General features: G+C 70.4%; 10 protein-coding genes and 1 tRNA gene. 5 read left to right on the forward strand and 6 right to left on the reverse strand.

The annotated features are described in order from the left end of the window. Positions 1–418 precede the first annotated feature (418 nt). Complete coding sequence (locus FHX40_RS22590; protein ID WP_142261998.1) at positions 419–1,888, forward strand: tetratricopeptide repeat protein; 1,470 nt, start codon at positions 419–421, stop codon at positions 1,886–1,888. A gap of 165 nt (positions 1,889–2,053) precedes the next feature. Continuing rightward, positions 2,054–4,141 carry a translocation/assembly module TamB domain-containing protein gene (locus FHX40_RS22595; protein ID WP_142261999.1) on the forward strand — a complete coding sequence of 696 codons (2,088 nt, stop codon included), beginning with the start codon at positions 2,054–2,056 and terminating at the stop codon, positions 4,139–4,141. Positions 4,142–4,386: 245 nt separating this feature from the next. On the opposite strand, the gene FHX40_RS22600 is transcribed toward FHX40_RS22595, so the two are convergent. Together FHX40_RS22600 and FHX40_RS26175 are read right to left on the reverse strand one after the other, a co-directional pair. Next, positions 4,387–4,475: transfer RNA gene (locus FHX40_RS22600), tRNA-Ser, on the reverse strand. 74 nt (positions 4,476–4,549) lie between these two features. Continuing rightward, positions 4,550–7,045, reverse strand: coding sequence for a nucleotide-binding protein (locus FHX40_RS26175; RefSeq protein ID WP_306465691.1), 2,496 nt, complete (start codon positions 7,043–7,045; stop codon positions 4,550–4,552). A 114-nt stretch (positions 7,046–7,159) separates the two neighbouring features. Here FHX40_RS26175 and FHX40_RS22610 point away from each other — a divergent pair, with 114 nt between their 5' ends. Continuing rightward, a complete protein-coding gene (locus FHX40_RS22610) occupies positions 7,160–8,116 on the forward strand; it encodes an NAD(P)H-quinone oxidoreductase (protein WP_142262346.1) in 957 nt (318 codons plus the stop codon). A 15-nt stretch (positions 8,117–8,131) separates the two neighbouring features. Further along, positions 8,132–8,659, forward strand: coding sequence for a bacterial proteasome activator family protein (locus tag FHX40_RS22615; protein WP_142262000.1), 528 nt, complete (start codon positions 8,132–8,134; stop codon positions 8,657–8,659). A gap of 721 nt (positions 8,660–9,380) precedes the next feature. On the opposite strand, the gene FHX40_RS22620 is transcribed toward FHX40_RS22615, so the two are convergent. Beyond that, positions 9,381–10,217, reverse strand: a complete 837-nt coding sequence (locus FHX40_RS22620) for an HAD family hydrolase (RefSeq protein ID WP_142262001.1) — start codon at positions 10,215–10,217, stop codon at positions 9,381–9,383. Between the two features lie 798 nt (positions 10,218–11,015). On the opposite strand from FHX40_RS22620, the gene FHX40_RS22625 reads away from it, so the two are divergent. Then, positions 11,016–11,219 carry a cold-shock protein gene (locus FHX40_RS22625; RefSeq protein ID WP_142262002.1) on the forward strand — a complete coding sequence of 68 codons (204 nt, stop codon included), beginning with the start codon at positions 11,016–11,018 and terminating at the stop codon, positions 11,217–11,219. A 217-nt stretch (positions 11,220–11,436) separates the two neighbouring features. Here the strand turns inward: FHX40_RS22625 and serS are convergent, their stop codons facing one another. The 3 genes from serS to FHX40_RS25580 all read right to left on the reverse strand — a co-directional run bounded on the left by serS (position 11,437) and on the right by FHX40_RS25580 (position 14,882). Beyond that, positions 11,437–12,714: a serine--tRNA ligase gene (gene serS / locus FHX40_RS22630; RefSeq protein ID WP_142262003.1), complete on the reverse strand. Its 1,278-nt coding sequence runs from the start codon at positions 12,712–12,714 to the stop codon at positions 11,437–11,439. A gap of 108 nt (positions 12,715–12,822) precedes the next feature. Next, the gene (gene pheA, locus FHX40_RS22635) at positions 12,823–13,809 is read right to left on the reverse strand and encodes a prephenate dehydratase (RefSeq protein WP_142262004.1); all 987 of its coding nucleotides are present in this window, start codon (positions 13,807–13,809) and stop codon (positions 12,823–12,825) included. 62 nt (positions 13,810–13,871) lie between these two features. Then, entirely contained in the window at positions 13,872–14,882 is a 1,011-nt protein-coding gene (locus FHX40_RS25580; RefSeq protein ID WP_142262005.1) for a DUF4446 family protein, read from the reverse strand. Positions 14,883–14,902 lie beyond the last annotated feature (20 nt).

The following is a 14,902-nucleotide window of genomic DNA, read 5'->3' on the forward strand; positions in this document are numbered from 1 at the left end:
CCCTTTTGTTGCGTGCCCCACCTCACCTGTACGGCTCCACGGCGGCCAACGGCCGACGCGGCCCAAACGCCCACCCCGAAACACCACCTGGGACCGAGTTGGCGTCCTGTCCTCCGGATACGGCTCTCGAATACCGAGCGACAATCACGGAAAGTCATGCGTCGTCAGGACCGGCCGGCCGTAGCGGCCGCGAAGGTCAGGCGTCCCAGGCAACCTGGCCGGCGGCGGTGTTGATCGGCGGCGACGGCCGGGGAAGCCCACGGTAGCGACCTGCTCCTACGAAAGCGCCGCGTTGGTGGTGCCCGGGCACCGCCGTACCGGAGCGGCGGCGAACAGGGCACGGCGCACGGCGGCACCCCGAGCACCCGTGTGCGCCACATGATCCGTTTTGTCGGTGCGAGGGCGTAGGCTCCGCGCCATGTCGACGGCACCCACAACGGTTGACCTTGCCCTCGCCCTGCTGCGTGAAGGCCGACTGGTCGACGCGGAACAGCTCCTGCAGCGGGAACTGCACGCCACCGAGCAGCGGTACGGCCCCGGCAGCCCGCAGTGGGCGGCGGCCCACTGTGACCTCGGCAACCTGCTGTACGGCACGGGCCAGGCCGACCGCGCCGTGGAGCACTATCGTGCCGCCTGCTCCATACCGGTCCCGCCGGACCCGGAGGCGCACAAGGCACTCATCACCTACCGCCTCAACCTGGCCACCGCGCTGGCCGCGACCGGAAACCTCGCCGAGGCCGAACACGAACTGCGCCACAACCTGCAGGAACGCCTCTCGTTCTACGGCCGCGAGCACCCCGGCTACGCCTTCGGCATGGAGCAACTCGCCGAGGTACTGCTCACCCGCGGCGACCTCACCGGCGCCCGCGAGGCCATCGAGGAAACCGTCGCCAACTTCTGGAACAACGGCCACGAGCGAGTCGCCACCGCGCTGGCGTTGCGAGCCCGGATCATCCAGGTCTCGGGCGCCCAGGAACCCCTCTTCCAGGGCCTGGAGCAACTACCGGAAGAGATCATCAACCGCACGGCGTGGGCCGTCCTCAGGGGAACCGGTGATCACCCCGACCAGGACAAGGTCATCCTCACCCAGCTCGCCGAGGCCCTGGAAACCCACCTCGGCCCCGACCACGAGACAACGCTCGCCGTACTGTCCCAGCTCGCCAACACCAGCCACCACGCCGGCGACGAGCCCGGCCGTGTCGCAACGATCCAGCGCATCCTCGCCTCCCACCTGCGCCATGGGAGAACCGAGGAGGCGATCCATGCCCTACAGGGCCTGGCAATGGCCCAGAGCGACGCCGGCGACCTCCCCGCCTCCCTGGCCACCTACGCCCAGGCCCACGCCCACGCGCTATCCCTCAACCGCCCCGACCTGACCGCCCAGGTACTGCGCAACTGGGGCATCGCCCTCTCGATGTCCGGCCACACGACCGAAGCCGAACAACGTCTCCGCGAGGCCGTCGCCTTCGCCGAAACCGGCCACGACCCGGAACTCCTCGGCCGTACCCGCATCGCCCTGGGCCTTTTCCTCCAGCACCACGGGCGCTTGGCCGAGGCTCGCGAGATCGTCGAAGCCGGCCTCACCACCCTCGACCCCGCCCACCCGGACGCCGTCATGGGCCGCGGCCACCTCACCGCCATCCTCGAAAATCACTCCTGCGGCTGCGGCAACACCCGCGACGCCCTGGCCGAAGCGTTCCGCGATTTCGTCCTGGCCCGCCTCCCTCAGGACCTCCTCTCCGACCTCGACGTCACCATCAAGGACGACAACATCTCCGTCCACGTCGCCCTCAACCGCGAACCCACCCCCGCCGAACTGGAGCACCTCAACAACCTGCTCCGATCCGCCACCGCCGAATTCCGCCACCGTCTGCACACACCCGGATAAGCGACCGGACAAGGGGGTGGTGTTAGGCGCGGTGTGGTCGCCCGACACCTGGTGATGCAACCCCCTTCGAGGACGAAAACAATCGGCCATCACGGCGAACGGGAGCTCATCGCGGAGGTCAGTTTCGTGTAGCAAAGTCAGTCAAATCCACCTAAAAACTTAGTTATGCCGCGTAAGGAGCCTTTTTCCTCCGCATGGGGACTTGGAGAGCTGTCGTCGGCCGAGCACCGGCTCTGCGAGGCGTTCAGATGGGGCAGCCGCGTCGACCTGCGTACCGGGAACCCGGAGAAAGACGACCCGCAGCAGGGGGGCAAATGGAGTAATGCGCGGCGGGTGCGAGCCGAGGTCATTGCGGCGTTGCTCCTGTCGGAGCCAGAGGCGGCTCCAGGCCGGGTGCCGGCGGTCCGCCTGACCGGGGCGCGGGTGACCGGCGCACTGTCGTTGGCCTACGCGGAGGTGAGGTTTCTTTTATCGCTTCGGGAATGCTGGTTCGAGCAGCCGATATGCCTGGATGAGGCGACCACTCGGACGGTGGACTTGACCGGCAGTGTGATCCCTCGCCTTGATGCGAATGACACCCAGCTAGAAGGACATCTGGTCCTGCGCAGGTGCCGCGCGAACAGCGTCGCCCTCACCGATGCTCGAATCGCCGGCCAGCTGAACTTCAGCGGGGCAACGCTGACCAACCCGGGTGGGACAGCACTCAACGCCGATGGGCTGATCGTGGGCGGCGATATGTTCTGCGATGCGGGGTTCCATGCCGAAGGAGAGACCTGCCTTCTCGATGCCCACATCACCAACACGCTTAGCTTCAACGGCGCACGGCTGACCAACCCGGGCGGGACAGCACTCACTGCCGACCGGCTGATCGTTGAACGCAGCATGTTCTGCCAGGAGGGGTTCCACGCCGAAGGAGAGATCCGCCTTCTCGGCGCCCGCATCAGCGGCGATCTAACCTTGACCGGGGCACGGCTGACCAACCCCGGCGGGAGCGCGCTCAACGCCGACCGGCTGACCGTCGGCGGCAGCATGTTCTGCCAGGAGGGGTTCCACGCCGAAGGAGAAATCCGCCTTCTCGGCGCCCGCATCACCAGCCAGCTGAGCTTCATCGGGGCACGGCTGACCAACCCCGGCGGGAGCGCGCTCAACGCCGACCGGCTGACCGTCGAAGGCAGCATGTTCTGCCAGGAAGGGTTCCACGCCGAAGGAGAAATCCGCCTTCTCGACGCCAGAATCACTGGTCCGCTGAGCTTCATCGGGGCACGGCTGACCAACCCCGGCGGGACGGCGCTCAACGCCGACCGGCTGACCGTCGAAGGCAGCATGTTCTGCCAGGAAGGGTTCCACGCCGAAGGAGAAATCCGCCTTCTCGGCGCCCGCATCACCAGCCAGCTGAACTTTATCGGGGCACGGCTGACCAACCCCGGTAGGAGAGCACTCAGCGCCGGCCGGCTGATCGTTGGCGAAAACATGTTCTGCCGGGGTGGGTTCCAAGCCGTAGGACAAATTGACCTTCTCGGCGCCAAAATCACTGGTCAGCTGAGCTTCGACGGCGCACGGCTGATCAACCCTGACAGAACTGCGTTGGATTGCGAAGGGGTCGAGGCTGGATCACTACGGTTGAGCGCAGGCTTCACCGCCAAGGGGAAAGTCGACCTTAGCGGTGCTCGCGTGGGGACGCTGCATGACGATCCCAAGTGTTGGCCGGAAGACCTCGATTTGAATGAGCTGGTCTATGACGACCTGGAACCCGATGAGCCCGCCCGTAAGCGGCTTAAATGGTTGGGCCAGCGTAGAAAGAGATATCGGGCTCAGCCGTATGAGCAGCTGGCGGCCTACTACCGCCGTCAGGGGCACGACGAGGAGGCCCGGCGGGTACTGCTGGCCAAGTATCGGCACTATCGCGCCTCACGTCCCTGGTACGCCAGGATCTTCGGATACCTGCTCGACGGCATCGTCGGTTACGGCTACCGGCCGGGCCGGGCCGCCTTGTGGATGCTGGCGCTGCTGGCCGCGGGAAGCATCTTCTTCGCCCACCACCGCCCTGAGCCGCTCAAGGCGGATGAACATCCGCACTATCACCCTGTGCTGTACACGGCCGATGTGCTTCTCCCGATCATCGATCTCGGCCAGGAAGGCGCATTCAAGCACCAGGGGTTGGCTCAGTGGGTGGTGTCCGCAATGATCGTGCTCGGTTGGCTGTTCGCCACAGCAGTTGTCGCCGGTGTCACCCGCGTCCTGACGCGTAACTAGTTCTAGGCGAGGGGGACATACCGCGGTTAGCACGCCGAGGCGGCGCCAAGGTACGGACATGAGGGCTGTGACCAGCGGGCGACAATACCCGTGTTGGATCACGGCCCTTATCCGCAGCCAGGGAAGCAATTCTGCGGGCAGCGGCCGAATCACTCACCAAGGCTTGCGGCTGCACGCACCGGAAACGATCAGCGGCACCTGACCAGGGCGAAGCCTCGGATCGGGAGCCGCGTCCTCAAGCCGAGCGGAGAGCGTGGGATTCGAACCCACGAGGCCGGTCGCCCGGCCTAGCGGTTTTCAAGACCGCCGCCATCGTCCACTAGGCGAGCTCTCCTGGTGCACCACGAGGGTGTCACGTTGCACTTTAGTGTGTCATCGGGGTGGGTGGGACGCGAACGGATTATGTGATCAAGTGCGAGGGGTGGCGAAGCCGTCGCCTACGGCGGCGGCGAGGCAGAGGTAGGCGTCGAGGGTGGCGGGCTGGAGGAGGTCGAGGTCGATCTCGGCGCCCTCCTCGAGGTGAGGGTCGTAGGGCACGCGGATGACCGAGCGGCAGCGGGCCGCGAAGTGGGCCTCCAGGCGGTCGAGGTCGATGGTGGACTTGGAGCGCGGGCGGACGCTGCAGATCACCACGGTGGCCGACTTGACCAGATCGCCGTACTCGTGGGCCTCGAGCCAGTCGAGGGTGGCGGAGGCGGCGCGGGCGCCGTCCACCGAGGGCGAGGTCACCAACACGATCTGGTCGGCGAGCTGGAGGACTCCGGACATGGCCGAATGGAGGAGTCCGGTGCCGCAGTCGGTGATGCAGATGGAGTAGAAGTTCTCCAGGAGCCCGGCGATGATCTTGTAGTCCTCGGCGCTGAACGCCTCGGAGATCGACGGGTCGCGGTCGGAGGCGAGGATCTCCAGGCGGGACGGCGCCTGGGAGGTGAAGGCGCGGATGTCCGCGTAACGCTGGACCTGGTCACGCTCGTTGAGCAGGTCGCGGACGGTGGCCGAGGTCTCCAGGACCACCTTGTCGGAGAGCGTGCCGCGGTCGGGGTTGGCGTCGACGGCGATGACCCGGTCGCCGCGGACCTGGGCGAGCGTGGCGCCGAGGCCGACGGTGGTCGTGGTCTTGCCGACCCCGCCCTTGAGGCTGAGTACGGCGACGCGGTGGTGGCCGCCCGCGACCGGGGTACGGGCCCGGGTCATCAGCTCGCGGCGGCGGCGCACCTCGGCCGGCTCGCCGGGCTTGATCCAGCCGCCGGTGGCCTTGTACACGAAGCGGCGCCAGCCGCTCGCCGGGACGTTCCGGCGCCCCTTCAGCAGCACCTGCGGGTCGAGGCTGTCCGCGCTCGGCCTGGCCGGATCGGCCGACCGGGGCGGCCGGCCGAACGGCTGCTGCGGGATCGGGCGGCGGTGGGAGCGCGACCCGCGCCGCTCCTGCTGCTCGCCGGCCTCTGCGGCGGCCCGCGGCGGCACGGCCGACTCGGCGGCCGGGGACGGTACGGCGGCGCCGGGGGCCGACGGCGCGGCGGCGGGCTCGGTCGCCGGTATGGCGTGCGGGCCGCTGTCGCCCGGGGCCGGCGGCGGGAACGGCCCGAACCCCGCGAAGGGCGAAACCTGCGGCCCGGTGTCGGATCGGCCCGAGCCGAGGTCGCCGCGCGGCGGCGTCAGCGGGCCGGTGCCGAAGCCCGGCGCGGCGGGCTCGCGGCCCGCGTCGCCAGGCGGGCGCAGGTTCGGGTCGGTGTAGGCGGCCGAGGAGGCCGTGGCCGGCCGCGGATCCGACAGCGGCTCCCGGAAGCTCTCGCGCAGTTCCTCGAGCGACGGCCGGGGGCTGGTGATCGGGCCGCCGGTCCGGCGCAGGTCACGGGTGGGGTCCGTGTCCGCCGGGGTGCCGAACTCGGCACGCGGCGCCGGGTCCTGGTCGCGGGCCCCGCCGTACTCGCTGCGCGGGCCCGTGTCCCGGTCACGCGTGCCACCGGCCATGAACGCGTCGAAGCGCTTCTGCTCCTCGTCGTCCTCGTCGGCCGGGGTCGCGGGTACGGCCGGCTCGAGCCAGCCGCGCACCGGCTCCTTGGTGGTGGTCTCCGAGTCGGACGCGGCACCGGCGGTGGCGGAAGAGGAGGGCGTGGGAAACGGCGGGACCCCGGGGCCGAAGGCGCCCAGCGAGCCGGGCGTGTAGGCGTCGTCGCGCCGCTTGTCGGTCAGGAAGCCCAGGCCGAGCGGATCGTTCTTGTCGGGCTTGGGCAGCGAGTCCGCGAACGCGCCGACGCTCCGGCCGCCGAGCGGCGAGGTGGTCTGGTCGGCAGGGTCGGCGGCGTCGCCGGGTCGGGACGGCCCCGCGTCGGCCGTGCCGTACGCCGTGTCGTCCTTGTCCGAGGCGGCGGCCGCGGGACCGGCGAAGGTGAACGAGCCGAGGCTGAAGGGGCCGGTGAAGGTACTGGTGGGCTCGTCCGGGTCGGCCTTGCCGGTCTCCTCGCGGGACGTGTCGCCGGGCTCGGCGGCGGGGCCGGCCGGTTCGGTGGCGGACGGGCCGGCAGGGCGCGTGTCGGCGGCGTTTTCCTCGGCCCGGCTCGCGGGCGTCGCCGACGCGGCGGAACCGACAGACCCGGAACGCTCCGATTTGACGGGCTTGGTGGTGAACGCGTTACCGATTTCCGCCGTATCGGAGATAGTGGCATCACCCGATTCCGCGACCGGCGAAGGATCGAAGCGCCCCTGGGTCACGGCCCGGAACAACGGCGGCCGGGGCGCGGGATCGGCCGATGCCGCCAACCAGGGGTCCTTTGGGTACGGCGAGACCGCGGTGTCGGAGGCGATGTCGAGTTCGGTGGGGGCGTCCTCGCGCTCCTTGATCGCGTCGAGCCACGCAAGCTGCTCCTCGAGCGAGTGCGGATCGTCGCGGTTCTGCCGTGCCACCTGGTCTCCCCCTCGGAGTGGCTTAAGGGGTTGCAAACAGAAAGAAGATTAGCGCCCCGCATTCCGCGCAATGCGGCCAACTATACAGATCGCAAGAGCGTTACCTTGGAAGTCATGCACGCCATCGTTATTACGCAGCCGGGCGGGCCGGAGGTCCTGAGCTGGCAGGAGGTTCCGGACCCGGTTCCGGGGCCCGGTGAGGTTTTGATCGACATCGTCGCCTCGGCGGTGAATCGGGCGGATGTGCTCCAGCGTCAGGGTTTGTACAATCCTCCGCCCGGTGCGACCCAAGTGCCCGGCCTGGAGTGCTCGGGCGTCATCGCCGCCGTGGGCGAGGGCGTCGACGGGCTGCGGGTCGGTGACGAGGTGTGCGCCCTGCTCGCCGGTGGTGGGTACGCCGAGAAGGTCGTGGTGCCCTGGCAGCAGGTGATGCCGGTGCCGAAGGGGGTGCCGCTGGTCGAGGCGGCGGCGCTGCCCGAGGTGACGTGCACGGTGTGGTCGATGGTGTTCATGGCGGCCCGGCTGCGGCGCGGCGAGACGCTGCTGGTGCACGGGGGCGCGAGCGGCATCGGCACGATGGCGATCCAGCTCGCGAAGGCGTTCGGTGCGCATACCGTGGTAACGGTGGGGTCGGCCGAGAAGGCGGAGCGCTGCCTCGCCCTCGGCGCCGACGAGGTGATCAACTACCGCGAGGAGGACTTCGCGGAGAAGGTGAAGGCCGATGTCATCCTCGACATCATCGGCGGGAAGTACCTCCCCCGGAACGTCGACGCGCTGAACATCGGAGGACGCCTGATCATCATCGGCCTGCAGGGCGGTACGCGCGGCGAGCTGCACATCGGCAAGCTCCTCACCAAGCGAGCCTCGATCCACGCCGCCGGGCTGCGTGGCCGGCCGGTGGAGGAGAAGGGCGCGATCGTGCGCAGCGTGGTGGAGAACGTCTGGCCACTCGTCGAGAGCGGGGCGGTACAGCCGGTAATCTACGCACGGGTGCCGATCGACCAGGCCGCGTGGGCGCACCAGATGCTGGAGTCGGGGGGTCACGTAGGCAAAATCTTGTTGGCCCGGTGAGCTAGGTTGAATGCCATGAGTGCTGAGGAGAGCACCCCTCAGATTGTGGTCGTCGGTCCGGATGGCATGACGGTTGAGGGGGACAAGAACGAACGTGAGGAAAGGTCGGTAACCGACCTCGTCGAGCAGCCCGCCAAGGTCATGCGCATCGGCAGCATGATCCGGCAGCTTCTCGAGGAGGTGCGGGCCGCGCCTCTGGACGAGGCCAGCCGCAAGCGGCTCAAGGAGATTCACCAGGCTTCGATCAAGGAGCTGGAGGAGGGCCTCGCCCCCGAACTGGTGGACGAGCTGGAACGGCTGTCGCTGCCGTTCGCGGAGGAGACCGGCGAGCCGCCGAGCGAGGCCGAGCTGCGGGTGGCCCACGCGCAGCTCGTCGGGTGGCTGGAGGGGCTGTTCCACGGCATCCAGACGACGCTGTTCGCCCAGCAGATGGCCGCCCGGGCGCAGCTCGAGCAGATGCGCCGGGCCCTCCCGCAGGGCCTGTCCGTGCAGCGCGGGGAGGACCACCAGCAGAACCCTCGCGCCTCCGGCCCCTACCTCTGACCGTGCCCCTGCCCGGCCGCCGGGCAGGCGCTCTGGCCGGAGAGGTCCACCAGAGCGGACGCGTACGGCGCGTGCCGCCACGGCCCGTGTGCGAGGTCGCCCGGTTCGATCCGTCGGTCGGCGGGGGTGCCACAAGGACGGCCGAGCGGCCGCATGGCCCGCGCTCATGCGGACCGCAGGCGCGGCACCCCGCCGACGCCTGCATCCAGGGCGGCGCGACGTACCCTGATCTCCGGCCGGGAAGCCCGGCCCCACCGGCGGACACCCCGCCCACCCCCCAATCCCCCGCTCCGGTGACGCGGACCCCGTGGACGCGTGACGGTCACCGCCCTACCCGCACACGCTGGTTGCGGGCAGCACCCTCCGGCCGGGCAAACCCCAACCCGGCCCCACCTCGTCATCCCCGTTCCCGCCCGGCCACCGTTCGCCCTCGACCGGGCTCCCTCGGCACCGCCTCACATCGCGTCACCCTGCGCACCGCTCTGCCGTTCGCGCATCGCAACCCCGGCCTTCGCCGACGCTCGCACCGGCTTCCGCGTACGGCTCCGCACTCCGCAGGGCCCTCCCACGCGCCCGCACGTGATCGCCGCAGGCCTTCGGCGCCGCAGGCGGGCCGGAACGCCCGCCCGATGCGACTGGTGATCACCGGTGGCCGACGTGCTTGTCCCGTGTACGCGGAACTCGGCCCCGCTCCGCGCCACCGGCCGCGATCGCCGGTGCCTCAGGCGTAGCGGGTGGGCGGGAAGTACTGCTCGAGGATCCGGGCGACGCCGTCGTCGTTGTTGCTGGCGGTGACGTGGTCGACGACGGCGAGGACGTCGGGGTGGGCGTTGGCGACGGCGTAGGAGGTGCCGGCCCAGACGAGCATGGGCAGGTCGTTGGGCATGTCGCCGAAGGCGACGACCTCGTCGGGGCCGATGCCGTGTTCGGCGGCGAGGGTGGCGAGGGCGGAGGCCTTGGTGACGCCGTAAGCGCTCATCTCGATCAGGGGGCGGCCGCTGGAGTGCGTGGGGGTGACGAGGTCGCCGACGATGCCCGCCACGCACGTGTACAGGTGGTCGGGGTCCATGCTCTCGTGCAGGGCGAGCAGCTTGGCGCAGGGCCGCGAGGTGAGCGTGGAGGTGGCCACGCGCAGGCCGAGCCGGGTGGAGCCGTCCGAGCCGGTGGCGTACTTCGCGTCCCATCCGCTGATGCGGAACTCGGACTCGTGGGCGAACCCGCCCTCGTACTCGACCGAGAAGGCGAGGCCGGGGATGTTGGCGCGGAGCCGGTGCACGACCTCCCGCAGCACCGGCGCCTCGATCAGCCAGGACTCCACGATGCGCTGGGTGTGCAGGTCGTAGACGAGCGCGCCGTTGGCGCAGATCGCCAGGCCACGGTGGTTCACCGCGGCGGCCACGGCGTCCATCCACCGCGGCGGCCGTCCGGTGACGAAGACGAGGATCGCGCCCGCCTTCTCCACGCCGGCGAAGGCGGCGAGCGTGCGGGGCGACACGGTGCCGTCCGATCGGAGCGCGGTGCCGTCCAGATCGGTGGCGACGAGTCGAGGAGTGCCCATTGCACGTTCCAGTCTGCCCTCTTAACGGTAAACGTCCAGTTTTGCACGATCAGCTACGTAGATCCCGACCTCTGGTACGGCGAGCCGGGCGCGGCACCTGCGCCCGAGGACCCGGCACGCCGGGATCGACGACAGGGCACGGGCACCCCGATGCGAGCGGAGAGAGCCGGCGACATGGGCCGTGCCGGGCGGCACTCCTGCGCCTCTGCGCGAACAGCGCGGAGATCGGCGCGGGCCGACACCTCGGCGCGACACTGCGGACCGCGTCCGGTGCCGCTTCGTCGATCTCCACGCGGCAGGAGAAGCCCGGTGGCACGTGCTGCTCGGCGAGGCGAGGGTCTCCCCGGTCATCGGTCGACCGTCCCAGGGCTGCGACCCCTGGCGTGACGAGGGCGGAGTTCGCTTTTCGGGCTCACCGCGGGCTCGCCGGACCGAAGGTGATCAACGTCACGACCGTTGGCGTGGCGCGGCGATCCGCGGCCGGTCCTCGCCGAGGGCGCGGCGAGCCGCGACCGGGCCGGCGACCTGGGGCGGGGTGGTGTAGATCCCGCGCCAGCGGGCACGAGTACGGTCGTGTCGCGTATGTCTGCCCGGCTCAGCGGAACCGGATCAGTACAACGAAATCTTCGCCTGCGGGAACACGAGGCCCGCGGATGGTGTTAGATGGAGTGGAAGTTGTATTGGCTGTTCCCGATGTGTCAAACCAGCTTGACTGTCTGAGCCACCCGGGAAGCTGTGCGACATCACGGGGTTCGCGAAGTGTGAATCCCAAGGTTTTTTGCTGTTAGGAGAGCTTTAATGGCTCAGGGTACCGTCAAGTGGTTCAACTCGGAGAAGGGCTACGGCTTCATCGCGCCGGACGGCGGGGCTCCGGACGTCTTCGTCCACTTCTCCGAGATCGTCGGTAGCGGCTATCGCAGCCTTGAGGACGGCCAGCGGGTCGAGTTCGAGGTTACGCAGGGCCACAAGGGTCCGCAGGCGTCGCAGGTTCGCAGCCTCTGACCACAGACATCCGACGAAGGCGGGGCTCGCCTGGCGCGCCCCGCCTTTCGCATTCCCGAAAACCAATCGCCGGGAACGGCGACCGGCCGATTTTCCATGGCCACGCCACGCGGCGTCCGGGTATTCCAGGCCCGGCGTATTTCCCGGTGACCGCGAAAACGTGGGGCACGCCACCGGGCGGCCCCACGATCGCGTTCGCCGGATTTCCCCGCGCGGCTCAGGACCTCTTCGCCGGGCGGATGGGCTCGAGGACGTCCAGACCGAGGTACGGCCGGAGCGCCTTGGGGACCACCACGGAGCCGTCGGCCTGCTGGTGGTTCTCCAGGATCGCGATGATCCACCGGGTGGTGGCGAGCGTGCCGTTCAGCGTGGCGACGTACTGCGGCTTGCCGTTCTCGTCGCGGTACCGGACCTTGAGCCGCCGCGCCTGGAACGTGGTGCAGTTCGAGGTCGAGGTGACCTCGCGGTAGCGGCCCTGGCTCGGCAGCCACGCCTCGGTGTCGTACTTGCGCGCCGCCGACGAACCGAGGTCGCCGGCCGCCACGTCGATGACCCGGTACGGCACCTCGACCTTGGCGAGCATCTCCTTCTCCCAGTTGAGGAAGCGCAGATGCTCCTCCGCGGCCTGCTCGGGCAGGCAGTACGAGAACATCTCGACCTTGTCGAACTGGTGCACGCGCAGGATGCCGCGGGTGTCCTTGCCGTACGACCCGGCCTCGCGCCGGTAGCACGACGACCAGCCGGCGTACCGTAGCGGCAGCGACTTGGGGTCGAGGATCTCGTCGGAGTGGTACGCCGCGAGGGGCACCTCCGAGGTGCCGACGAGGTACAGGTCGTCGGCCTCGATCCGGTACACCTCCTGGGCGTGCGCGCCGAGGAAGCCGGTGCCGGCCATCGCCTCGGGCTTCACCAGCGTGGGCGTGATCATCGGCGTGAAGCCGTTCTCGATCGCCTGCTGCATCGCCAGGTTGAGCAGGGCGAGCTGCAGCCGGGCGCCGACGCCGGTGAGGAAGTAGAACCGGGCGCCGGACACCTTCGCGCCACGCTCGATGTCGATCGCGCCGAGCATCTCGCCGAGCTCGATGTGGTCGCGGGGCTCGAAGTCGAACTTCGGCCGCTCCCCGACCTCCTCGAGGACGACGTAGTCCTCCTCCCCGCCGACCGGCGCGCCCTCCTCGACGATGTTCGGCACCGTCATGAGCAGCTCGTCGAACTTCGCGGCGAGCTCCGCGGCCTCGGCCTCGGCGGCCTTGACCTGGGCGGCGAGCTCCTTGGCCCGCGCGAGCAGCGCCTCGCGTTCCTCCCCGGAGGCTTTCGACACCGACTTGCCGACGCTCTTCTGTTCCGCGCGCAGCGACTCGAACGAGCTCAGCGCACTGCGACGGCGGGCGTCCAGGTCGAGCAGCGTGTCGACGACCGAGTCGTCCTCGCCACGGGCACGCTGCGACGCCCGTAGCCGGTCCGGGTCCTCACGAAGGATACGCAGGTCGATCACACCAAAAGGCTACCTGCGTACGGTGGCGCCCCGCACCGCAATCGGCTCCTCACCCGCCACGCGGGACGGGGCGTTTCAGCCCGGAAAAGCGCGGGATGCGACGTACGGTCAGACCTGTCCGGCGCGCATGCGGCGGAGCCACTCGGCGGCCTCGGCGAACGCCTCGTCGGACGTGCCCGGCTTGATCTTCGGCTGGACCGCGTCGGCGCGCGGATAGCTGCCGAGGAACCTCACCTCGGCGCAGATCCGGTGCAGCCCGGCGAGCGCGTCGCCCACCCGCGCCTCGGCGATGTGGCCCTCGCAGTCGAAGTGGAAGAAGTACCGGCCGATGCCGTCGCGGGTCGGCCGCGACTCGATGCGGGTGAGGTTGATGCCGCGCACGGAGAACTCGTGCAGCATCTCCAGCAGCGCGCCCGGGTGGTCGTCCTTCAGGAAAGCGACCACCGAGGTGCGGTCGGCGCCGGTAGGCTCGGGCAGCGGCCCGGGCCGCTCCACCCGCACGAACCGGGTGACGGTGTCCTTGCGGTCACCGATGTTCTTCGCCACCTCGACCAGGCCGTACACCTCGGCCGCGATCGGGTCGGCGATCGCCGCGTCGAACGGCGAGCCGGGCTCGCTCACGTCCCGCGCGGCCCCGGCGGTCGAGGCGGCGGGGATCACCACGGCGTCGGGCAGCTCGCGGGCGAGGAAGTTGCGGCACTGCGTGATCGCGGCCGGGTGCGAGACGACGCGCTTGATGTCGCCCAGCTCCATGCCCTCGCGGGCGAGCAGGGAGAACTGCACCGGCAGCAGCAGCTCGCCGGTGATGAGCAGGTGCTCGCCCCAGGCGAACTCGTCGAGGGTCACGGTGATCGCGCCCTCCAGGGAGTTCTCCAGGGGGACGACGGCGGCCTCGGCCTCGCCGGAGCGGACCGCCTCCATCGCCGCCGGGATGTTCACGCAGGGAAGGCCGCGTGCCTCGGGTGCCATCGCCCGGAGCGCGGCCTCGGAAAACGTGCCCTCCGGACCCAGGTACGCGTACGTGGGCTTGGGGGCGTCCTGCCCCTCGGGCACATCTGAGGACCGGGATCGCTCCCGGGACGGCACGTTCGACATGTGGTCTAGGGTATCCATCCGCGTGACCGCATATCGTGGCTTCCCCGGTCTTTCCCGACCTGTTACCGCTCCGCGGTGCGCCGTCTGACCTGCAGCAACGTCCGCAGGCGGCGGTGCCGTGCGCGGCGGTGGGCACCGTGGGAGGCCGTGCCGGAGGGGGATTCGGACGCCGGGCCGGACCCGTAATCGGCCACCGGATCCGAGGGGTCGGACGCCGAGGCGGACGCCGCCGCGGACACCGTGCCGGACACCGTGCCGGACACTGTGTCGGATGCGGCTTCGGGCACCGCCTCGGAGACGGCGCCGGGGCGGGCGTGGGGAACGGGGTCGGGCGTGGCGTCCTGCGCAGGCGTGGGCGCGGGGGCGGACAGGACGTCGGGGCGGGGTTCCGGCACCGGCGCCGCCGGGGCGGTCGGCGTCTCGGCCGGGCCGTCCGGCGCGCCGGGCGGCACCCCGGTGGCCGCCGCGCCGCCGGGTGACGCGTTCCGCGTGGCGTCCGCCGGTTCGCCCGGCGGCTCGCTCGCCAGGATGTCGCCCGCGTACGCCGGGGAGCGCGAACCCTCGGGCGCCTCGTCGGACCGGCGGTCGGAGGCCCGGTGCGCGCCGCCGTACCGGGCGGTGCCGGAGGACGGGCGCGACGAGGCCCGCAGGCCGCGCCGCGCCTCCGCGGGCTCCACCTCGGGGCCCTGGCCGAGCCGGGCGGCGCGCACCACCCGCTCCTCCTCGGGGGAGAGCGGCTCGACGCCCCGGCCGCCGCGCACCGGCCGCACGTACGTCCGCGTCTCGGCGCGGCCGTTCAGCGCGGTGAGCACGAGCCCGTCGCCCATGCTGTTGAGGAAGGCGGCGGAGAACGACCGCCGCCCGGTCTCCTGCGGCGCGTCGTACCGGTAGACGGCGACGTCCCGGATCGCCCTGCCGTCGATGCCGCCGGCGCCGATCACGGCCTGCCGGGTGAGCAGGTCCCGGCAGTCGTCGACCGCGCGCCGCGCCCGCCGCAGCGCGAGGATCGCGAGCACCGTGCCGGTGACGCCGAAGAACGTCGCGACCGCCGATACGATCTCGGTGAGCGTCATGTGACGCAGCGTAACCCCGA

This window comes from Thermopolyspora flexuosa (assembly GCF_006716785.1).
GTDB lineage: Bacteria > Actinomycetota > Actinomycetes > Streptosporangiales > Streptosporangiaceae > Thermopolyspora > Thermopolyspora flexuosa.